A 20,754-nucleotide genomic window follows, 5' to 3' on the forward strand; every position below is an offset into this window, starting at 1 on the left:
TTTAACGTATAATGTTGTATTAGTATGTTTCATTTAGCATTTTCCAATTACTAATTTATCAATAATTCCCATAAAAAAAAGAGAATATTTAATGTATAGAAAACAATTTCCATCATTAAACATTCTCTTTATGTTCATTGAGATTGGTATTTTGAAGAAGCTGCCTGATCGATCAATTCTTTAGCGTGTTGAATCGTTACATCTGTAATTTCAACTCCGGCGATCATCCTTGCAATTTCATTAATTTTTTGATCATTTCGTAATGGTGTAACAGAAGTTTTCGTTCGATTTCCATCAATTAATTTGGCGATGAATAAATGCGTATCTGCCATAGAAGCTACTTGTGGTAAGTGAGTTATACAAAGAACTTGAGAATCTATAGATACCTTGTGTATTTTTTCCGCAATTGCTTGCGCTACTCTTCCACTAACCCCTGTATCAACTTCATCAAATATAATTGACGTAATCCCCTGATGCTTCGTGAAAATGCTCTTTAACGCTAGGAACATCCTTGAAAGTTCTCCACCAGAAGCAACCTTTGCTAAAGGCTTTAAAGGCTCCCCTGGATTTGTTGAAATATAAAACTCAACAAAATCAAATCCATCTTTTTTAAACTTTATATGTTGTTCATCAATAATTGGATCTGATTCTTGTCCTTCTTCAACATCAAACATAATTTCAAAGGTTGTTTTATCCATATAAAGCTCTTTTAATTCTTTATGTATATCAGCAGTCAATTTGATAGCTAATTCTTTTCTTTTATTTGAAAGAGTCTTACCAGCTTTAATTAGCTTGATTGTCACATTATCTAAGTCTTTTTGTAGCTTCTCGATATGCATATCTTTATGTTGAATAGTATCCAACTCTTGTTCGATATTTTCTGCGTATTTTAAAATATCAGCAACACTGTGCCCATACTTCTTTTTTAACATAGAGATCTCACTCAATCGAGTTTCAATTTCGTTTAATCTATTTGGATCATATTCCATTTGTTCAATGGAATCACGTAATCGATACGATATATCCTCTAATAAGTAATAGCTACTACTGATTCCTTCATGCATTTCTTTAATGTCATTATCAATATTCGTAACTGACTCTAAAGAATACATACATGATCTAACCGAATCTAAACCTGATCCATCCTGCGATAAACTTTGATATGCTTCAACTAATGACTTATAAATGCGTTCAAAATTAGAAATTTTGAGTCTTTCTTCCATCAACTGATCGTCTTCATTTTCTTGCAAATTCGCATTTTGTATTTCAGTTAGCTGAAATTGAATTAAATCCAACCTATGAGCCATTTGTTGTTCATTTTCAGTTAATTGCTTTAACTGTTTTTTTAAGTCTGTATAGTTATTAAATATATTTTGATATTCAGTATACAAAGGAACAATTGCTTTTTCATCATATTGTTGTAACATCGGTAAATGATGTTCTTGGTCCATTAAATCTTGGCTCTCATGTTGCCCATGAATATCAACAAGTAAACCACCAATTTCCTTCAGTATAGAAGTTGTCACTAATTTCCCATTGATACGGCATACACTTTTACCAGATGAAGTAATATCTCTTTTTAAAATAATCATTTCATCTTCAATGTCAAAACCTAATTCTCTGCATCTTGAATAAATTAGATGATTCTCATTTTCGATATGAAATAAGCCTTCAATTTCTGCTTTTTCAGTATCATATCTTACGAATTCTGCAGATCCACGACCACCAAGTAACAGGCCGATAGCGTCAATAATGATCGACTTCCCCGCTCCTGTTTCACCACTTAGTACAGTTAAACCCTTTTCAAATGAAATGGAAACTTCCTCAATGATTGCAAAATTTTTAATGATAATTTCAGATAACAATGAGTTTCTCTCCTCTTTTTAAAACCATTCTCCTATTGAAGCATGTCAATAAATTTTTCTTTTAAATCCTCAGCATCTACAGGTGTACGACAAATGATTAAGATCGTATCATCTCCACAGATTGTACCCATAATTTCTGACCAATCTAAATGATCAATTAATGCACCAACTGCATTTGCATTACCTGGCAATGTCTTCATTACAATTAAATGACTTGAACTATCAATTTTAATGAATGAATCAATTAAAAGTCTTTTTAATTTTTGTAACGGATTAAATCGTTGATCTGCAGGTAAGCTATATTTATATCGACCATCAGATAACGGTACTTTCACTAGATGTAGTTCTTTTATATCACGTGAAATCGTTGCTTGGGTTACTTTAAACCCTAAGTCTCTTAGTGATTGTACTAATTCATCTTGTGTTTCGACTTCATTTTTTGCGATAATTTCTCGTATTTTTATATGACGCTGACCTTTATTCATAATACACCTCTTTGCAAATTCCGACAAATATCTTACTTAAAGAATATCTTATCTAATCTACTCGTTATTGTATATATTTTTTTAAACGTTTTCATAAAATGCATTTTTCAGCATGATATTTTCTTTACTTTTTTATTAGGTTGAACGAATCCTATCGAATTAATTACTTAATTTGAAAAAGGAGAAAAAGGAAACCTATTCGGTTTCCTTTCAGTGTGTAGTAAAGAGTACTAAAAATTTGATTTTCAGACTGATTGTAAGCAGCCTGAAAGTCTCCTTCTTATTATTTTACCTTCTTTAATTCACTATGTGCTTCATTTACAATATCCATTGGTAAACGATTTAACCCGCTATTTCCAATTTCCTTTGAACCTTCCCAATGAAGATGAATTAAAAATTCAATATTACCGTCTCCACCAGTTATAGGAGAAAAAGTTAAAGCTTTTATATCATATCCTTGGCGAAGCGCAAAATCGATCATCATTTCGATAACTTGTTCATGCACTTTTGGATCGCGTACAATCCCCTTTTTACCAACTTGCTCTCTACCAGCTTCAAATTGTGGTTTAATTAACGCGACAACATCACTTGTGGGTACTAATAATGTTTTTAAGACTGGTAAAATCAAACGTAACGAAATAAAGGATACGTCAATTGAAGCAAATTGAGGTAACCCTTCAATTAAATCTTCTGGTTTAACATAACGAAAATTTGTGCGTTCCATAACAATAACACGTTCATCTTGCCTTAATTTCCAAGCAAGTTGATTGTATCCAACATCAAGTGCGTATGATTTTTTTGCCCCGTTTTGAAGTGCACAATCCGTAAATCCACCTGTCGAAGATCCAATATCAATCATAATTTTATCTTTAACTGATAGATCGAATGTGTTTATCGCTTTTTCTAATTTGTACCCTCCACGACTCACATAAGGCATAACTTCACCTTTAATTTGTAAAGGGAGTTCGATGTCTATTTTTTCTCCAGGCTTATCTAATCTTTGTTCGTTTGTATAGACTAGTCCTGCCATAATTGCTCGTTTAGCTTTTTCACGTGTTTCGATTAAACCACGATCTACTAAAAGTACGTCTACTCGTTCCTTTTTTGCCATTTAAATGTCATCCTCTTATTTATTACAAACCATTTCACGGATTTTCTTAACCGATTCATCTTTTGTTAAATGAATTTCATCAAGTAATTTATCCACATCACCGTGTTCAACAAATAAATCCGGTATACCAATACGTTCTACGCGGACGTTTTGATAATTATTTGAACTTGCAAATTCTAAAACAGCACTTCCAAAACCACCTTGTAATACTGCTTCTTCAATCGTTAAAATCGGTTTTCCGTCCTTAAAGATATCATTTAACATTGCAGTATCCATTGGTTTAATAAATCTTGCGTTTACTACTTTAACAGAAATATTTTCTTTCTCCAACTCATCCGCCGCATCTAATGCCATTTTAATTGTAGTACCAAATGTTAAAATAACTGCATCAGAACCTTCTCTTAATACTTCCCATGAACCAATCGGAATTTCTTTTAATTGCTCATCCATTGGTACGCCGATACCATTCCCTCTAGGGAAACGTAGGGCAATTGGACCATCTTCGTATTGAATTGCAGTATTTACCATATGTTGCCCTTCATTCTCATCTTTAGGCATCATTAAAACTAAGTTTGGTATATGACGTAGAAAGGCAATATCAAACACACCTTGGTGAGTTTCACCGTCAGCACCTACTAATCCTGCACGATCGATTCCAATGAATACATTTAAATTTTGTCTACAAATATCATGTAATACTTGGTCGTATGCTCTTTGAAGGAATGTTGAATAAATTGCTAAAAATGGCTTCATTCCTTGCGTTGCTAAACCAGCTGCGACTGTTGCCGCATGTTGCTCTGCAATACCAACATCAAAAATTCGGCCAGGTAATTGAGCTTGGAAATTTTCCAATTTTGAACCGACTGGCATTGCAGGAGTAATCGCTACGATTCGCTCATCTTTTAAAGCTAATTTTAATACAGTATCACTAACAAGTTTACTCCATGCAGGTGGTGCTTTATCAGGCTTAATTAACTTCCCAGATTCTACCTTATAAGGACCTGTGCCATGCCAAGTTCCGATATCATCACTTTCTGCTGGCTTATATCCTTTTCCTTTTTTCGTTAGTACGTGTACTAATACCGGGCCTTTAGTTTTCTTAGCATATTCAAGTGATTCAAATAAGTCTTCAAAATTATGTCCATCAACTGGTCCAAAATAAGTGAATCCCATTTCCTCAAAAAACATTCCTTGAGTAACTAAGTATTTTAGGCTATCTTTTAATTTTTTTGATGTACTTGATAGTTTATCCCCGATTCCAGGAATTTTTTTGATCACACCTTCAAGCTCACCTTTAGCCCAACGGTATTTCCCAGTTGTTCTCAGTCTTCCTAAAATGCTATGTAATGCGCCTACGTTCGGAGCTATAGACATTTCATTATCATTTAAAATAACGATGACATCTTTTTGTTCATGTCCAATATGATTCATTGCTTCAAGAGCCATCCCACCAGTTAATGCACCATCTCCGATAATCGGAATAATATATTCACCAGTTTTTTTAATATCTCTAGCAATAGCCATCCCCATTGCCGCAGATAGTGAAGTCGAGCTGTGCCCAGTTTCCCATACATCATGCTCACTTTCATTTCGCTTAGGAAAGCCACATAGTCCTTTAAATTGTCTTAGTGTTGTAAATTCTTTAGCACGACCAGTTAATATTTTATGAACATACGATTGATGTCCTACATCCCATAAAAATTTGTCTTTAGGCGAATCAAAGACTTTATGTAATGCAATCGTTAATTCAACAACTCCTAAATTTGGCGCAATATGACCACCTGTCTCAGAAAGCTGCTGAATAAGAAATTTACGAATTTCTTCACTTAATACTTCTAATTCACCGTTCGTTTTATTTTTTAAAAAGCTCGGATTTTCAATTGTCGTAAGATCCATCTTGGATCACTCACCTTCCTAGATGTTAAATCTATATAAATAATTCATTATTATGTAATTTTATCTATAAAATGATTTTACCATACTTGTAGTTAAACGCTAGTTTCTTAAATGACTAACTCTTAACACCATGTATCATAATACCATTTTTATTAAAATCTGTTTAATGTTTTTTATTTTTATAGAACAAAATAATATATATTTTTTTGCAAAATGAAAAGAAAGCCGCTAGCACAAATGTGTTAACGGCCTACATTTCTGTATATTTTATTAACAACATTAACGGTTATAAAGTAGTTACATTATACATAAATGAATAAATCTATTCAATGGACATGGAATTAATTACATAATCAAAGTTTAAAAACTGCGATTTTCAACAAAATCACAAATTGAGATTAAGTAGTCATCTTTAATCCCACATGCTCGAACATGTTGTTTGGCTTCAGTAATAAATGTATGAAGCCTTTCTTTAGCTCCCTCAACTGAATACAACTTAACATAAGTAGTTTTATCATTTTCTATATCACTACCAACTGGCTTACCAAGTACTTCTTCATCACCAATTACGTCTAAAATATCATCTTGTATTTGAAATGCGATACCGAGTTTATAAGCAAATTGGGTTAGGTGAGATAATTGTTCAGCTGTTGCTTTTGAAATGATTGCACCTGCAATAACTGGATACATTAACATTTTACCCGTTTTTCTTTCATGGATATATTGCAATTCTTCTCCACTAAGCTCTTTACTTTCACCTTCCATATCTGCTACCTGACCGGCAACCATACCTTCAGGACCTGCAGCAATCGCTAATTCACTAATTAATTGAAGTTTCACTTGATCAGACACATGAAAATCATTCATTTCCGTAATTAATTTAAATGCGTATGTCAGTAAACCATCACCTGCTAATACCGCAAGATCTTCGCCAAATACTTTATGATTTGTCGGTTTTCCTCTTCGAAAATCATCATCATCCATACATGGTAAATCATCATGAATTAATGAATAAGTATGAATCATTTCTAAAGCACATGCAGGTTTAATCCCTATTAATGGGTCATTACCAAATGCATCTAGCGTTGCGAAAAGTAAAAGAGGTCTAATTCTTTTCCCTCCACCTTGCAATGAATAGGACATAGATTCTTTTAATTTTTCTGGTGCTTTTAATCTTTCAACCGATTTAATCATTTCATCATTTACTATTCTACTGGAATACTCCATAAAATCTTTGAAAGTGTTCATATTATTCCTCCTCAACAGTAAAAGGAGTTTGTTCACCCTGTTCATTTAATATAGAAGTCATTTGCTTTTCAACTTTAGTAAGCTTCTCTTGACAAATTTGAGAGAGTTTTATTCCTTCTTGAAAGTATTCGATCGCTTTTTCAAGTGGTACGTCACCTTGCTCTAATTTTTGTACGATCATTTCAATTTCTTTTATTGCTTCTTCAAAAGTGCGCTCATTTTGTGACAATTGATTCACTCTCCTTTTACTTCAAGTACTTCACAATTTAATTTCCCATCGGTCATTTGTAATTGGAACCGGTCTCCGCTTTTTGCTTGTTTAACCGATTTCATTAATTCGTTATCATTTTTATATGCTAATGAATAACCTCTGGCCATAACTTTTAATGGACTAAGTGCATCTAGTGTATGAACTACTCTTTCCATTTCAAATTTCTTCTGGGTAATTAGGCGATTAAATTCTTTTTGTAAAGACATATGTAATTGCTGGTGCCTTTGCTTTTCAAGCTGAACTCTATTACTTGGATGATGAATAAGTAGCGACGAATTTAGTTCTTTATGCTTGTTTATTTTAGACTTAACAATTTCATTTATTGATGTATGTAAACGTTCATTAATCCGGTCAAATTGCTCTTGTTTTGGATGGAATAGTGAATTTGGATATCTAAAAACATAAGCATCTTGAACAGCCTTTAATTGCGCTTGTTTTCGTTCAATAATCGTATCCATTGCTTTATTAAGTCTTGATTTTCGAACTGTAAATTGCTCTAGTATCTCTCTTTGGCTTAACGAAACTAATTCTGCTGCAGCTGTTGGTGTAGGTGCCCTTAGATCAGCGACATAATCAGCAATTGTCGTATCTGTTTCGTGACCCACTGCGGAAATGATTGGGATTTTTGATTGAAAGATCGCTCTCGCTACTATTTCTTCGTTAAAGGCCCAGAGTTCCTCAATTGATCCTCCGCCTCGTCCGACTATTAACACATCTATTTCTTCCATTTTACCCGCTGTTTCAATTGATTTTACAATCGACGCTTTCGCCCCTTCACCTTGTACAAGCGTTGGAATTACAACTATTTTCCCAATCGGGTATCTTCGTTGAATCGTTGTAATGATATCGCGAACTGCTGCACCAGTTGGTGAAGTAACAACCCCGATTACACTAGGAAAAGAAGGAATCTTTTTCTTAAATTTCTGATCAAAGAGTCCTTCTTCTAATAGTTTTTTCTTCAATTGTTCATAAGCTACAAAGAGACCGCCGACCCCATCAGGTTGCATGTCTCTTATGTAGATTTGATAGCTACCAGATCCTGGGTATACATTTATTTCACCTTGTACAATAACCTGCATACCATCGGTTGGTTGAAATGCGATATTTGCATTATAGGATTGAAACATGACCGCTGCAATTCTAGCACCATCATCTTTTAACGTAAAATAATAATGTCCGCTAGATGAATGACGTTTAAAATTTGAGATTTCTCCACGGAGAAGTATATTTTGCAAATTACGATCCGCTTGAAATTTTGCTTTTAAATATTTCGTTAATGCGGTAACAGTAACTGGTAGCTTTTCCGTCATGCATAGCCCTTCTTTCATTCTTACAAAGCAATAAGATTAAAGTTTAGTACTCAAATTTAATTTACTATCAATTTGAGAAGCTGCTTTTAACGTATTATGAAGTAGCATTGTAATTGTCATTGGTCCAACTCCACCTGGTACAGGAGTAATATAACCAGCAACATTTTTTACATCTTCAAAATTTACGTCTCCGCATAATTTGCCATTTTCGTCTCTATTCATGCCGACGTCAATTACAATTGCTCCCTCTTTAACATAATCAGCTGTAATTAATTTTGCTACGCCAATAGCAACAATTAAAATATCAGCCTGCTTTGTAATATATTTTAGATTAGTTGTACGTGAATGTGTATAAGTAACCGTTGCATTTTCGTTTAAGAATAGTTGTCCAACTGGTTTCCCTACAATATTACTGCGTCCAATAACAACGACATGTTTTCCACTAATCGGAATATTTGTATTTTCTATTAATTTTAATATACCAAAAGGAGTACAAGGTAGTAATGAATCTTGATTCGTCATCATTCTTCCAATATTAATTGGATGAAATCCATCAACATCTTTTAATGGAGAAATTGTTTCAATTACTTTCTTTTCTGAGATATGAGCAGGTAATGGCAACTGAACTAAAATACCATGAATTGACTGATCATCGTTTAATTTGTTTACAACGGATAATAACTCATCTTCAGTAACTGTTTCAGGTAATTCAATTACTTCAGAATACATTCCTAATTCATTACATGCTCTATGCTTCGAATTCACATATGTTCTTGAAGCAGAATTATTTCCAACTAAAACAACTGCTAAACCTGGTGTAATACCTTGATTTTTTAATTCTGAAACACCATTCTTTAATTCCTCACGAATTGATACTGAAACTTCTTTACCATTAATTAATGTTGCTACCATTTTAGTTTCCCCCTATGCATATAAACAATCTATCTATTTAGAATTTTGATAATACCGCATTGATAAATTTACTAGAATCATCATCACCGTAAACTTTAGCAATTTCAATCGCTTCATTGATTGCTACACTTTTTGGAACATCCTCTAAGTAATTAATTTCTACTAGAGCGATTCTAAGTATATTGCGATCAACGTTACCTAAACGATCAATCGTCCAGCTTTCGATATTTGAAGCTAATTGTTCGTCAATCACTTCTTTATGACTAACAAAATTTGTTACAATTGCCTCTAAAAATGCATCCTGTTTTTCTTCAGCTTCTTCTAATACATGCTCTAATGCATCTGAAGCATTCGCTTCACTTAAATCCATTTGGAATAATGTTTGTAATGCAAGTTCCCTTGCTTTTCTACGTTTCATCAAAATAATAAACTCCTTTAAGCTAAATTCATCATTCGTTGCATAGGTAATAACGAATTCTAATTTTGTATAGTAACACGTTATTTTACCATTTTTTTTAATAAGTTCCAACGACTGTCTGTATTAACTCTAATTTTTATTATTATTAACGTTTCTAAGCAAACTCAATACTTTAAACTGTTTTCTACATTTTAACTTAAAATCCAATAAAATAACAGAATAATGTTTGTGTTTTTTTAAAAAAATTTCCTTTTTATTACTTTAAAATAAAATTTATATACCAAAACACGAACATTAAAAAAGATAGATTAAGAAAATGAGGGATTAAAGGGAATGCAAAGATTTTTAAGAAATAAAAAAACTTTCCAACTAATACCAGATTTTATTAACTTTCCTGGCCTTCCTGACCCCTAAGCCATTCATGTTCTAGTATGCTGTATAAATAAGTGTCTCTCCAGCCGTCTCTTAATAATAGATCTTCACGCATTTTACCTTCTAAATTTAATCCGCATTTTTCAAGAACTTTTGCTGATGCAATATTTCTAACATCACATGTCGCAAATATTCGATGAAGTTTAAAATTTTTAAATCCAAATGAAATTACTTCTTTAGTAGCTTCACTAGCAAATCCCTTGCCCCAATAGTTTGGATGAATTATATACCCTATTTCACCAATTTGATTAATTTCATCCCTAATATTAAACTCGATTGATCCTATTAATTTATCGGATTTCTTTTCTATTATTGCAAATGCAAATCTAGTCCTATTTATTTGTTTCATATCTCTTAGTATGATTTGAATGAATTCCTTTGTTTCACTCTCTGTATTCGGTCCCCATGGCTGAAATTGACATACAACTGATTGGGATGCATATTTATGTATTTGCTGCCAATCACTTTCAACAAATTCACGTAAGTTCATTCGATTTGTGTTCAAATTTAAAATCATATTGTCACCTATTTCTATTTCATTTATATATAAATTTTAACATATTTCAAAATATTTAATTAGTTACAATAGAACCGGAAAAAGTATACACCGAAATGAAAGAACTACATAAAACGATCCCTACTTCTTATCTAACAAAACAAAAAAAAGAGCCTCTATTAAATAGAGACTCTTTTTATCCTATTAAAGTTCAATTGGAGCTTCTTGCTCAGGTTTCGTATCGAATTGAACTCCTACTACGTGAACATTTACTTCAGATAATTCAAGACCTGTCATCGTTAATAATGCTTGACGAATATTGTCTTGTACATTACCTGCTACAGTTGGGATTGACTTACCAAATTTAACTAGAATGTATACATCGATTGTAATTCGATCTTCTGATAAATCAACTCGGACACCTTTACCGTGATATTTCTTACCGATAATTTCAGAAATACCAGATGCTAGGTTTCCACGCATGCTTGAAACACCTTCAACTTCAGCAGCTGCAATACCAGCAATTACTTCGATTACTTCAGGTGCGATTTCTACTCGACCTAATGTCGCAGTACCCATTTCTAAAATCTGATTTTCGTTCATACAGATCCCTCCACTTTATCCTTTAACAAGCGCATGCTCCTCAAGGAATTTAGTATTATACTTCCCTTTTACGAAGATTTCATTTTGCAATAAATTTAAATGGAATGGAATTGTTGTGTAAATTCCTTCTACCACAAATTCTTCAAGTGCTCTTATCATTATAGCAATTGCTTCTTCTCTTGTCTTGCCATGCACGATAACTTTCGCAATCATTGAATCATAATATGGCGGAATTGTGTATCCGCTATATACAGCAGAATCAACACGAACATTCGGACCACCTGGTGGTAAATACGTAATGATTTTACCAGGGGACGGCATAAAGTTCTTATCTGGATTTTCAGCATTAATACGACACTCAATTGACCAACCTTTTAAAGATACTTCTGATTGAGTTAATTTTAATGGATGACCTTTAGCAATTAATAATTGTTGCTTAATAAGATCAATACCAGAAATATATTCAGTTACAGGATGCTCAACTTGAATACGTGTGTTCATCTCCATAAAGAAGAAGTTTTTAGTATGTGGTTCATAAATAAACTCAACAGTACCAGCACCCCAGTAATTTACTGCTTCAGCCGCACGAACAGCTGCTTGACCCATTTTTTGACGAGTTTCTTCGTCTAAAACAGGAGATGGCGCTTCTTCTACTAATTTTTGAAGACGACGTTGAATTGTGCAATCACGTTCTCCAAGATGAATTGTATTACCATGTTCATCTGCTAAAACTTGAATTTCAACATGTCTAAAATCTGTAATATATCTTTCAAGATATACACCCGGATTACCGAAAGCTGTTTGAGCTTCTTGTTGAGTAATTTGTATACCTTTTTCAAGTTCGATTTCATCTTTTGCTACACGGATCCCTTTACCTCCGCCACCAGCTGTAGCTTTGATAATAACTGGATAGCCGATTTCTGCAGCAATCTTTTTACCATCTTCAATACTTTGAATAATACCTTGTGAACCAGGTACTACTGGTACTCCTGCTTCTTTCATTGTTTCACGAGCAACGTCTTTTGTTCCCATTTTAGAAATAGAATCAGCCGTTGGTCCAATGAATTTCACATTGCACTCTGTACATAATTCTGCAAAACTAGCATTTTCTGATAAGAAACCATAACCAGGATGGATTCCATCACAGCCAGTTAATTTTGCAATACTAATGATATTAGTCATATTTAAATAACTATCTTTTGATAATTTAGGACCGACACAATAAGCTTCATCAGCCATTTGAACATGTAATGCTTCTTTATCTCCTTCAGAGTAAATAGCAACTGTTTCAATATTTAATTCTTTACATGCTCGAATAATTCGAATGGCGATTTCTCCACGATTCGCTATTAAAACCTTTTTCATTTCTTCACCTTCTCTAGTAAAGTACTGTTAACTTTGTAGGTATTAGGCCTTAACCAAGAATAATGGTTGACCGTATTCTACTAATTGACCATTTTTAGCAAGTACTTCAACGATTTCGCCTTCAATTTCAGCTTCGATTTCATTAAATAGCTTCATTGCTTCAACGATACAAACGATTGAATCGTTTTTAATACGATCACCTATTGCTACGTATTCTTTTGCATCAGGTGATGGAGATGCGTAGAAAGTACCTACCATCGGTGATGTAATCTTATGTAAGTTACTTGTATCTTCTTTTTCCACTACAGGTGCAGCAACTTCTGCAGCAACTGGTCTATCTAAAGTTGCAACTGGAGCAGATGTAACAACAGGAGCTACCTCTTGGTGTACAACTGGAGTAGTTGTAACGACAGTTGTTTGTCCACCTTTTTTAATTTTAACGATAGCACCATTATCCTCAAATTCGAATTCATTTATTGTTGATTGATCGATTAACTTAATTAGTTCTCTAATTTCATGAATTTTCATTCTGTTCACCCCTTAAGACATATAGTCTAATCTTATAACCTAATACTAAACTTTTCAACAAATTATTGTAATTCCTAATTATTTTTAGCTATTTTACAACGAATATTTATATATTATTCCTTACCAAAAATAATTCAATATAAACTATTATAACAGGGAAAACCAAAGACGTAAAAGTGTAGAGGAATTAGGAATAATCCTAAAATTCATATTAATTATTTATATGCTTATTAAAAAAATGAAGAGCCAGTAGTTAATCCCACTGGCAACAGAAGATCTAAACAATGGAAAGCTTTTTATTTTGACTTTTCCATACATAAGGTACTTAGTCGATTTCCATTCCAAGTTGAAAATCACCTCTACCATGCTTCATATATTGTAGAAAATTGGTCAAACTGACAATTGCCTTTTATACAAAATGATAGCCAGTAGAATGACTTCTACTGGCTTTGTCCAAAAAATTATTTAACTTGGAATTTTACAACTACTAATTTTTCACCTAAGACGCTTCTAGTCATTTGAATGATGTCATTTGCTGCTTTTCTGCTTGGTTTTGCAGATGTTACATCGACTTTTACTTCATCATTATCAGAACGAACTAGTGCATCTTTATAGCCAGCTTCTTTAATCATAGTTTCTACATCTGATTCTAATGCAGTTAATTTTTGAAGTTCATTCATATTAGTGAATGCATCACTCTTCTCTTTTGCTGAAGCAGTTGCTGAGTCAACAGTAGCTTTATATTCATCAATTAATTGACTTCTTTGATCTTCTTGTTCCATACGCTGTTTTAAGAATACTTCACTAGTAGAATTTTCTTGAGAAGCAGTTTCTTTACCATTTTGTTTAGAAGTATTTGTTTTAGAATCTGTATTAGAATCTGTCTTCTTAGTATCTTTAGGAGTTGAGTCTAATGAATCTGTATTTGTATTGTTATTCATGTTCATAAAACTTGTTGTTTTTAAATTATCAGGTGTTGTAACATAATAAACTGATAATACAACTACTAAACTTAACATTGTTAATAACCAAATTGTTTGTTTTTTCATTTAACTTTTACCTTCTTCCTCTTATTTTTTTGGTTGTACAGAGACACGATAGCTTGGTACATCAAGTAATCGTATAACAGCTTCTCGAATCATTTGCTTTACTTCAAGGTTTTCTGCGCCTTTAGCAATAACGAGTACACCTCTAATTCTTGGCATTTCAGTTTCGGCTATAACAGGTTCTTGTTTATCACCGTTATCAATAATGACGACTTGCTCTTCTTGTGATTGATCATCAATATTTCGTTTCCCACCTTGTTTATCTGTTTCCTCAGTTTCTTGAGAACGATTCGTTTTATTTGTTTGATAAACGTTCTTTCCACTACCTTCAAGATTTACTACTACTTTTACATTACTTACACCAGCCATATTATTTAATGTCTCTGTTAGCTGCTGCTCGTATTTTGTTTCATATTCTTCCATTTTGTTTGATGATGATTTTCCACCATCACTTCCAAGAGTCTCAACAGATTTTTCATTATTTTTTGGTGTTCCACTCGTTTGTGTGGAAATAGGTGAAAGCATTGAATTCGTTTTTTGATTTGTATTAGCAAATAGACTGCTTGCAATCATCCAACAAATCCCGAGTCCCAGTAGAGCTAGTACATATTTTCTCGTCAGTTTAAATGGACTTTTTTCTTTGTCAGAAGAGGTTTTGTCATCGCCATTTCCTTTTAGAAAGTCTGCTAATTTTATTGGTGGAATCTTTTTCTTCATTTGTCATTACTCCCCTCCTTCCATCTTGACTTCGATTTGCTTGTCCTCAAGCTCCCATTTATTTGCTAAAAAAGTTTGTAACTCTTGTTGTTTAATTTTTTCATCGTCTGTCTGAACTGGCTGATCGGTATTAATTGATACTTCTTGAACAGGTTCTACATTGCTTGTCTCATCTTTTTTAGGGCCAACGTAAACGATTACTTTGGACAGGTCCTGGGCTGTTTTGACTGTATTAACTCCATCTTTTACTTGTAAATCCACATTTGTAATGACCTGTTCAAACTCTTTTGTAAAGCTTTTTTCAACGTCCTTTTTCATTTGGACAGCCATTTGTTTTAATATATATGCACGTTCTGCTTCTTGTATTTCATTTTTCTTATTATTTATTTCATTTTTTATTTCGCCATTTGCTTCATACGTTTTTGACTGGTATCCAGCTAGCACTTCTTTTATATTTACTCTGAATAATTGAAAAATTGGTTGGAGCATCATGACAATTAATAATAGACTGGCGACAAATCGGACATATTTTGCTAAGCCGGTATTTGGAATTAACATCATAATGACGGTTGCAACTAATATATAAACGATAATATTTGAAACCCAGTGTATAAAGAATTCCATTTTTTCACCTACCTAAACATGACGACAATGTTTCCTGCCGCTATTATTAAAGTCATACTTAAGAAAAACATTAATGAAACAATTGATAAACAAACAAATAAATAAGTTACACTTTTTCCGATCGTATCAATTGTGCTAATGATATTTTTACTTCCAACTGGTTGTAAAATCGCCGCTGAGAATTTATAAATTAAAGCTAAAACTAATATTTTAATAGCTGGGAATACAACGATTGCTAGTAAAGTAACTAAACCTACTATCCCAACAGTATTTTTTAATAATAAAGACGCACTAATAACTGTATCTGTAACGTCTGCAAAAACTTTACCAACAACCGGAACAAAATTACTTGTTACAAATTTTGCTGTTTTTACTGCTACCCCATCCGAAACTGCAGTCGTCAAACCTTGTACACTTAATACACCTAAAAAAATAGTTAAAAAGATTCCTAGGACACCTACAGCAACATTTCTTATTAAAGAAGCTAGTTTCGTCACCTTTAACTCATCATTTATAATGCTTACAATACTTAAAATTGTAGATACAAGAATTAAAGGTAGTACAAAATACGTCACTAGTAATCCACTTGTATGCATTAAAAAAATTAAAATTGGATGGAAAACGCCAACAGAAATAACACCACCTGATGTTGCAATCAAAGCTAGTAAAATAGGAATTAGTGCTCGTAAAAAATCAATCATAACTGTAATTGCATCTTGGGTGGCCTGCGTTGCAACATAGAAACTATTTAATGCAAACACTACAAGTACTAGAAAAACCACATTATCAGCGATCTTACTAACCGTACTCTTCTCAAATGCATTTTGTAATGATTGGAGTAAAGAGCTAAAAATAACTAACATAATTAAAATCCCTAATATTTTCCCATTACTTAATAACTCAAAAAATATATATTTAGCAAATGCAATAAACCACTCTTGTAATGAAAATTTCTTTTCTCCCTTTATAAATTGGATAAAGTCTCCTTTTTGACTTTCTGGTAAAAAACCACCATATTGATGAACAACTTCATCCCAATATTGTTGAACGTCATCAATTCCTAACTTTTGTATTTGTTCATTTACTATTTCAGCAGGTGGAGGAGCAGCTTGTACAATTCTTGGTACTAAAAAAAAGAGAGTAAAGAAAAGAAGAAAAACTTTCATCCTTTTTGACATAATGTCCTCCTCCCCTTACACTTAAGAAATTTTTGGTAAAAAACTTAAAATTGTTTCAATTAAGGCTGTTAAAATCGGTACTGCAAGAACCAAAATGAGTACTTTGCCCCCTAATTCAATCTTGGAAGCAATTGCCCCTTGGCCTGCATCTTTCGTAATTTGAACTCCAAATTCAGCTATGTATGCGATCCCAATTATTTTTAATAAAGTTTCAACATACACATTTTTAATACTAGCTTGATTTGCTAGTTTTTGAATTTGATCTAATAAGAACTGCACCTTATCTAATAAAAATAAAAACAAAACACAGCTTATAAAAACAGTTATTGCTAAAGTAAAATTATTCATTTTAAATTGATTTAATAGAAGAATGACAAATGTAGCAGCTAAACCAATACCAACAATTTGGATGATTTCCAAAGACTCTCACCCCTAATCTAATGAAATAGAAATACATCCCTAACTTTATTAAATAGATCTCCAGCTTTAGTGATAACTTGAAGAAATACGATAATGAATGCAGTAATAATCGTCCAAGTAGCAAACTCTTCCTGTCCGGCTTTTTTTAAGACCGCATGAATAATTGCAGCAATTACTCCAATCCCAGCAATTTGAAACATCAGCGCATAATTTGTAATCAATTTAAATTCCTCCTACAAGAGTAATATAACGATTAAGATTCCACTCAAAACACCTAGCATTTTAGACATTCGTTCATAACTACCCTGTGAATCGATTGCTTCTTGCTCTTCCCTTTCCAAATGCTTTAATGCTAAAATGATTTGTTTTTGTTGTGAATATTTATCATGCATACCAATTGTCTCACCAAATTGTAATAACACTTGTATGTCAGACTCTTTAATCGAGACAGTTTTTGCATATTTCATTAATGAATTTTCCCAGGCTTCTTTCGCTGAAAATGCACTCGTTTCAAGTTGAATTGCAAAATCCTTTAAACAACTATTAATTGGTCCTTTCAATTGACTCGAAATTCTTCTAAACGCTTCTTGCAGTGGCAATTGACTGTACATTACCTCTGCCTCAAGAGATTGAAGCGCCAATTTCCAGCCCCTTAATTCTTTTGTTCGTTCTGATAATCTACCTGCAAAATAAAATCCAAGCCAGCTTGTTGAAAAAATGATAATAAGTGCTCCAATCCATCTCATCTAAAGCACCGCCCTTGGATGAAATAAACTTGTAAAATCCTTATTTTTAATATCCGTTACAGTACCTGGTGAAGGAAAATTTGAAATTTCAATAAATCGTTCAAATGTCCCATTTTGGAACAAAGGCAAAAGAGAAGGACGTTTTCTAATTTCCTCAAGAGAATAGCCATGGACGGTCACTATTAATTGAACACCGGCAAAAATCGCTTCTAAAATTGCATCGACATCTTCCTTTTTTCCAATTTCGTCTACAAGAATGACATGAGGACTCATCGACCTTACAAGCATCATCATTCCTTCAGCCTTAGGACATGCATCTAATACATCGATTCTTTCACCAAATGTATATTGAGGAACCCCTTTAACTGAACCCGCTATCTCAGATCGTTCGTCAACAATGCCAACCTTCCCAGGTCTTATTCCTCTTATGGCATCGCCTTGACTCACCACTCTAGCAAAATCCCTCAGTAATGTGGTTTTCCCTGCTTGAGGTGGGCCAATCAGCATAGTGTTTTTCCATCTTCCTTCATAAACATACTTTACAAATGGACTAGCTATTCCTACTTTTTCTTTTGCAATACGAAAATTATATGAACTAATATCTCGAATCATTTTAACCATTCCGTTTTCGGTAACAACGCGACCAGCTAACCCGACTCGATGCCCACCTTTAATTGTGATATAGCCTTTTTTCAATTCTTCCTCAATTGTATAAATTGAAAATTGACTTAACTTCCCAAGAATCTGAGCGCCTTCTTCTTCTGTTAGGATATAAGGAATAAAATTTGACTGATTATTAGAAATCACTTCAACCGGACGCCCAATTCTTAACCTTAACTCCTCAACTTGATGTAAGTCTCCATATGAACGCTGTAACTTTTCTTTAATTAATGAAGGCAATACGTTGAAAACCTCTTTCATAAAAGGTCACATCCTATCATTTAAAAACTGCCAACAATATTAAAAACACACCACAAACAACTAAAACTAATCGAATAGGGTCTAATTTAGATGCAACACCTATAATTCCAATAGCCATTGTTGAAATGAGGATAATCGGTCCGACAGTTGCCAAAACACTATTTACTGCTAATGCTTTCTTAATGTCGTTTAAATACAAAATTGTAAAAGCAGCAATCAATTCAACACTTCCACCAAAAACTCTGAGCATTCCCATACTTAGAACTGCTCGATCCATTGAATCAATCCAATCCTTCATAGCTACACACCTTTTTTCATTCGTTTTTATTACTAATATGCTGAACATGTCCATTTCAGAAGACAAACATTAATTCGAAGGCACAAAAAAAGAGAGAAGTCATATAACTTCTCTCTCTCGTTGTTGAAAAACAACCTCTTCAATTAAATTATCATATTTTCGCAAAAGGAGTAGAGTGATGCTGATTTCCACTACAGGATGCTCGCTTTCCATGGGGCGAGACCTGAGCCTCCTCGGCAAGCCTGCGGGGTCTTTAGCCTTCCCGCTAATCCCATAGGAGTCGAGCAGCCCTCCGTTCCAATCAACTTATTCATCGAAAAAAGTCTGCAATAAATTCTAATCAAAAAGCCTTTACTTAGAGTAACCTACTATTGTTTAGGTCAATAAATATCGAACATTAATTAGAACTTATTCTTGAATTTGTTATTCTAAAAATTAGTCCATAGTAATTTTAACTTCTGAAATTCACTACTAGTGATTTTTGAAATCATGAAATAGCTCAAAATATTAACATTTAAAACCATTAATAAATGATCCAAAAAATGATAATTTCATTATAAATAAGTTGAATTTAATGTCCGTTTTCCATATTGACCATTTTATTTTTTAACATTCTGAGAGAGAAGTCGTATAACTTCTCTCTCTCACGCTGTTGAAAGACAAACTTGTCAATTAAATTAAAAATTTCTTTCTTCGTTGTTTAAATAAAAGATTCTAATACTAATTAAAATATAATATAAACAAAAAAGATTATTACCATAATAACTTGCAATACCGCTTTTGCTAATGAGCTACTAATAAAAGAGACAACTGTCGCCCATGCAGATTTTATTGACTCTTTCGTATTCTTCCCTTGTAATTTCTCAGCAATAAAAACAGAAATGAATGGGACGATAATTAAGCCAAAGGGAGGAAAAACAAACGATCCTACGATTACAGCTAAACAACCTACTCTTTCACCAGTTTTTGTACTGCCATATTTTTTTAGAAAGTATTTATTAGCTAGAATATCCGCTAGAAAAATAACAGCTGTAAAAATTAGCATAATAATCCAAAACGACATATTTAAATTACTTTTATTAATACCAAAGTAATAAATTAAAAAGCCCACCCATAATACTGGTACACCTGGAATTATTGGTTTGATTAGCGCAATAAACGCCAATGCAAAACAAATGATAATCAATGTCCAAAGAACAATTGATGTAACCATTTAATCACCCTTACTTATTTAAATTGGTTAATAGAAAAAAAGAGACACTATTTAAATTAGTGCCCCCATTTTTACATTAAATTAAGATTTTGCACGTGAAACGTAGCTAGCTTCAGTTGTGTTAATGATTAATACTTCGCCTTCATTAATGAAGATTGGTACTTGTACTACTAAACCAGTTTCCATTGTAGCTGGTTTTGTAACGTTAGAAGCAGTATCACCTTTAATACCTGGCTCAGTTTCAACTACTTTTAGGTCAACTGTGTTTGGTAATTCAACACCTAAAATTTCACTTTCAAACGTCATGATATAAACTTCCATATTTTCTTTAAGGAATTTTAATTCACGCTCAATATTTGCTTCTGGTAATTCAATTTGCTCATATGACTCATTGTCCATGAATACATGTTGGTTACCATTAGCATATAAATATTGCATTTTACGGTTTTGAATATGAGCTTTCGCTACTTTCTCACCAGCACGGAATGTTTTTTCTTGTACAGCACCTGTACGTAGGTTACGAAGTTTTGAACGTACGAATGCAGCACCTTTACCCGGTTTAACGTGTTGGAAATCCATTACTTGCCAAAGTCCACCGTCAGTTTCAATTGTTAAACCTGTACGAAAATCGTTTACTGAAATCATTAAATA

Annotated in this window: 24 protein-coding genes; all 24 read right to left on the reverse strand. The window is 33.1% G+C overall.

Translation table 11 applies throughout. The features are described from left to right. Positions 1 to 134: 134 nt before the first annotated feature. Positions 135 to 1,865, reverse strand: coding sequence for a DNA repair protein RecN (gene recN, locus BED47_RS13340; RefSeq protein ID WP_069034067.1), 1,731 nt, complete (start codon positions 1,863 to 1,865; stop codon positions 135 to 137). Between the two features lie 32 nt (positions 1,866 to 1,897). Then, a complete protein-coding gene (gene ahrC, locus BED47_RS13345) occupies positions 1,898 to 2,350 on the reverse strand; it encodes a transcriptional regulator AhrC/ArgR (protein WP_069034068.1) in 453 nt (150 codons plus the stop codon). Positions 2,351 to 2,633: 283 nt separating this feature from the next. Next, on the reverse strand, positions 2,634 to 3,461 hold the full coding sequence (locus BED47_RS13350; protein WP_069034069.1) for a TlyA family RNA methyltransferase: 828 nt from the start codon (positions 3,459 to 3,461) through the stop codon (positions 2,634 to 2,636). A 15-nt stretch (positions 3,462 to 3,476) separates the two neighbouring features. After that, positions 3,477 to 5,357 (reverse strand): 1-deoxy-D-xylulose-5-phosphate synthase, encoded by a 1,881-nt coding sequence (gene dxs, locus BED47_RS13355; protein ID WP_069034070.1) that lies wholly within the window; start codon positions 5,355 to 5,357, stop codon positions 3,477 to 3,479. Between the two features lie 360 nt (positions 5,358 to 5,717). Continuing rightward, entirely contained in the window at positions 5,718 to 6,605 is an 888-nt protein-coding gene (locus BED47_RS13360) for a polyprenyl synthetase family protein (protein WP_069034071.1), read from the reverse strand. 1 nt (position 6,606) lies between these two features. Next, a complete protein-coding gene (locus BED47_RS13365) occupies positions 6,607 to 6,834 on the reverse strand; it encodes an exodeoxyribonuclease VII small subunit (protein ID WP_439097786.1) in 228 nt (75 codons plus the stop codon). A gap of 5 nt (positions 6,835 to 6,839) precedes the next feature. Continuing rightward, a complete protein-coding gene (gene xseA, locus BED47_RS13370) occupies positions 6,840 to 8,186 on the reverse strand; it encodes an exodeoxyribonuclease VII large subunit (RefSeq protein ID WP_069034072.1) in 1,347 nt (448 codons plus the stop codon). 36 nt (positions 8,187 to 8,222) lie between these two features. Continuing rightward, positions 8,223 to 9,098 carry a bifunctional methylenetetrahydrofolate dehydrogenase/methenyltetrahydrofolate cyclohydrolase FolD gene (gene folD / locus BED47_RS13375; RefSeq protein WP_069034073.1) on the reverse strand — a complete coding sequence of 292 codons (876 nt, stop codon included), beginning with the start codon at positions 9,096 to 9,098 and terminating at the stop codon, positions 8,223 to 8,225. 37 nt (positions 9,099 to 9,135) lie between these two features. Then, positions 9,136 to 9,516 carry a transcription antitermination factor NusB gene (gene nusB, locus BED47_RS13380; RefSeq protein ID WP_069034313.1) on the reverse strand — a complete coding sequence of 127 codons (381 nt, stop codon included), beginning with the start codon at positions 9,514 to 9,516 and terminating at the stop codon, positions 9,136 to 9,138. Between the two features lie 385 nt (positions 9,517 to 9,901). Then, entirely contained in the window at positions 9,902 to 10,465 is a 564-nt protein-coding gene (locus BED47_RS13385) for a GNAT family N-acetyltransferase (protein ID WP_069034074.1), read from the reverse strand. A 183-nt stretch (positions 10,466 to 10,648) separates the two neighbouring features. Further along, entirely contained in the window at positions 10,649 to 11,047 is a 399-nt protein-coding gene (locus BED47_RS13390; RefSeq protein ID WP_056475162.1) for an Asp23/Gls24 family envelope stress response protein, read from the reverse strand. Positions 11,048 to 11,062: 15 nt separating this feature from the next. Beyond that, positions 11,063 to 12,412 carry an acetyl-CoA carboxylase biotin carboxylase subunit gene (gene accC, locus BED47_RS13395; protein ID WP_069034075.1) on the reverse strand — a complete coding sequence of 450 codons (1,350 nt, stop codon included), beginning with the start codon at positions 12,410 to 12,412 and terminating at the stop codon, positions 11,063 to 11,065. Positions 12,413 to 12,454: 42 nt separating this feature from the next. Then, on the reverse strand, positions 12,455 to 12,940 hold the full coding sequence (accB, locus tag BED47_RS13400; RefSeq protein ID WP_069034076.1) for an acetyl-CoA carboxylase biotin carboxyl carrier protein: 486 nt from the start codon (positions 12,938 to 12,940) through the stop codon (positions 12,455 to 12,457). Positions 12,941 to 13,401: 461 nt separating this feature from the next. Continuing rightward, the gene (locus BED47_RS13405) at positions 13,402 to 13,989 is read right to left on the reverse strand and encodes a SpoIIIAH-like family protein (RefSeq protein ID WP_069034077.1); all 588 of its coding nucleotides are present in this window, start codon (positions 13,987 to 13,989) and stop codon (positions 13,402 to 13,404) included. A gap of 21 nt (positions 13,990 to 14,010) precedes the next feature. Beyond that, entirely contained in the window at positions 14,011 to 14,703 is a 693-nt protein-coding gene (spoIIIAG, locus tag BED47_RS13410) for a stage III sporulation protein AG (RefSeq protein WP_069034078.1), read from the reverse strand. A gap of 6 nt (positions 14,704 to 14,709) precedes the next feature. Beyond that, a complete protein-coding gene (gene spoIIIAF, locus BED47_RS13415) occupies positions 14,710 to 15,327 on the reverse strand; it encodes a stage III sporulation protein AF (protein WP_069034079.1) in 618 nt (205 codons plus the stop codon). Positions 15,328 to 15,335: 8 nt separating this feature from the next. Next, complete coding sequence (gene spoIIIAE / locus BED47_RS13420) at positions 15,336 to 16,505, reverse strand: stage III sporulation protein AE (RefSeq protein ID WP_069034080.1); 1,170 nt, start codon at positions 16,503 to 16,505, stop codon at positions 15,336 to 15,338. A gap of 21 nt (positions 16,506 to 16,526) precedes the next feature. Continuing rightward, a complete protein-coding gene (spoIIIAD, locus tag BED47_RS13425; RefSeq protein WP_069034314.1) occupies positions 16,527 to 16,916 on the reverse strand; it encodes a stage III sporulation protein AD in 390 nt (129 codons plus the stop codon). Positions 16,917 to 16,942: 26 nt separating this feature from the next. Continuing rightward, positions 16,943 to 17,146, reverse strand: coding sequence for a stage III sporulation protein AC (gene spoIIIAC / locus BED47_RS13430; protein ID WP_088072847.1), 204 nt, complete (start codon positions 17,144 to 17,146; stop codon positions 16,943 to 16,945). Between the two features lie 12 nt (positions 17,147 to 17,158). After that, positions 17,159 to 17,671, reverse strand: a complete 513-nt coding sequence (spoIIIAB, locus tag BED47_RS13435; RefSeq protein WP_069034081.1) for a stage III sporulation protein SpoIIIAB — start codon at positions 17,669 to 17,671, stop codon at positions 17,159 to 17,161. Continuing rightward, positions 17,672 to 18,592 carry a stage III sporulation protein AA gene (gene spoIIIAA / locus BED47_RS13440; RefSeq protein ID WP_069034082.1) on the reverse strand — a complete coding sequence of 307 codons (921 nt, stop codon included), beginning with the start codon at positions 18,590 to 18,592 and terminating at the stop codon, positions 17,672 to 17,674. Between the two features lie 16 nt (positions 18,593 to 18,608). After that, the gene (locus BED47_RS13445) at positions 18,609 to 18,890 is read right to left on the reverse strand and encodes a YqhV family protein (protein ID WP_025672203.1); all 282 of its coding nucleotides are present in this window, start codon (positions 18,888 to 18,890) and stop codon (positions 18,609 to 18,611) included. A gap of 724 nt (positions 18,891 to 19,614) precedes the next feature. Then, on the reverse strand, positions 19,615 to 20,103 hold the full coding sequence (locus BED47_RS13450; RefSeq protein ID WP_069034083.1) for a DUF456 domain-containing protein: 489 nt from the start codon (positions 20,101 to 20,103) through the stop codon (positions 19,615 to 19,617). Between the two features lie 81 nt (positions 20,104 to 20,184). Further along, complete coding sequence (efp, locus tag BED47_RS13455) at positions 20,185 to 20,748, reverse strand: elongation factor P (RefSeq protein WP_069034084.1); 564 nt, start codon at positions 20,746 to 20,748, stop codon at positions 20,185 to 20,187. Between the last annotated feature and the right edge of the window lie 6 nt (positions 20,749 to 20,754).

The sequence above is a fragment of the Gottfriedia luciferensis genome, assembly GCF_001712755.1.
Classification (GTDB): domain Bacteria; phylum Bacillota; class Bacilli; order Bacillales; family Bacillaceae_G; genus Gottfriedia; species Gottfriedia luciferensis_B.

What these genes read in the sequence shown, in the direction of transcription:
- folD (WP_069034073.1), bottom strand. Translation starts at nt 9,098, where the DNA reads ATGGTAGCAACATTAATTAATGGTAAAGAAGTTTCAGTATCAATTCGT.
- BED47_RS13390 (WP_056475162.1), bottom strand. Translation starts at nt 11,047, where the DNA reads ATGAACGAAAATCAGATTTTAGAAATGGGTACTGCGACATTAGGTCGA.
- ahrC (WP_069034068.1), bottom strand. Translation starts at nt 2,350, where the DNA reads ATGAATAAAGGTCAGCGTCATATAAAAATACGAGAAATTATCGCAAAA.
- accB (WP_069034076.1), bottom strand. Translation starts at nt 12,940, where the DNA reads ATGAAAATTCATGAAATTAGAGAACTAATTAAGTTAATCGATCAATCA.
- accC (WP_069034075.1), bottom strand. Translation starts at nt 12,412, where the DNA reads ATGAAAAAGGTTTTAATAGCGAATCGTGGAGAAATCGCCATTCGAATT.
- BED47_RS13350 (WP_069034069.1), bottom strand. Translation starts at nt 3,461, where the DNA reads ATGGCAAAAAAGGAACGAGTAGACGTACTTTTAGTAGATCGTGGTTTA.
- xseA (WP_069034072.1), bottom strand. Translation starts at nt 8,186, where the DNA reads ATGACGGAAAAGCTACCAGTTACTGTTACCGCATTAACGAAATATTTA.
- BED47_RS13385 (WP_069034074.1), bottom strand. Translation starts at nt 10,465, where the DNA reads ATGATTTTAAATTTGAACACAAATCGAATGAACTTACGTGAATTTGTT.
- spoIIIAE (WP_069034080.1), bottom strand. Translation starts at nt 16,505, where the DNA reads ATGTCAAAAAGGATGAAAGTTTTTCTTCTTTTCTTTACTCTCTTTTTT.
- dxs (WP_069034070.1), bottom strand. Translation starts at nt 5,357, where the DNA reads ATGGATCTTACGACAATTGAAAATCCGAGCTTTTTAAAAAATAAAACG.
- BED47_RS13450 (WP_069034083.1), bottom strand. Translation starts at nt 20,103, where the DNA reads ATGGTTACATCAATTGTTCTTTGGACATTGATTATCATTTGTTTTGCA.
- BED47_RS13360 (WP_069034071.1), bottom strand. Translation starts at nt 6,605, where the DNA reads ATGAACACTTTCAAAGATTTTATGGAGTATTCCAGTAGAATAGTAAAT.
- spoIIIAG (WP_069034078.1), bottom strand. Translation starts at nt 14,703, where the DNA reads ATGAAGAAAAAGATTCCACCAATAAAATTAGCAGACTTTCTAAAAGGA.
- spoIIIAB (WP_069034081.1), bottom strand. Translation starts at nt 17,671, where the DNA reads ATGAGATGGATTGGAGCACTTATTATCATTTTTTCAACAAGCTGGCTT.
- BED47_RS13445 (WP_025672203.1), bottom strand. Translation starts at nt 18,890, where the DNA reads ATGAAGGATTGGATTGATTCAATGGATCGAGCAGTTCTAAGTATGGGA.
- efp (WP_069034084.1), bottom strand. Translation starts at nt 20,748, where the DNA reads ATGATTTCAGTAAACGATTTTCGTACAGGTTTAACAATTGAAACTGAC.
- BED47_RS13405 (WP_069034077.1), bottom strand. Translation starts at nt 13,989, where the DNA reads ATGAAAAAACAAACAATTTGGTTATTAACAATGTTAAGTTTAGTAGTT.
- nusB (WP_069034313.1), bottom strand. Translation starts at nt 9,516, where the DNA reads ATGAAACGTAGAAAAGCAAGGGAACTTGCATTACAAACATTATTCCAA.
- spoIIIAF (WP_069034079.1), bottom strand. Translation starts at nt 15,327, where the DNA reads ATGGAATTCTTTATACACTGGGTTTCAAATATTATCGTTTATATATTA.
- spoIIIAA (WP_069034082.1), bottom strand. Translation starts at nt 18,592, where the DNA reads ATGAAAGAGGTTTTCAACGTATTGCCTTCATTAATTAAAGAAAAGTTA.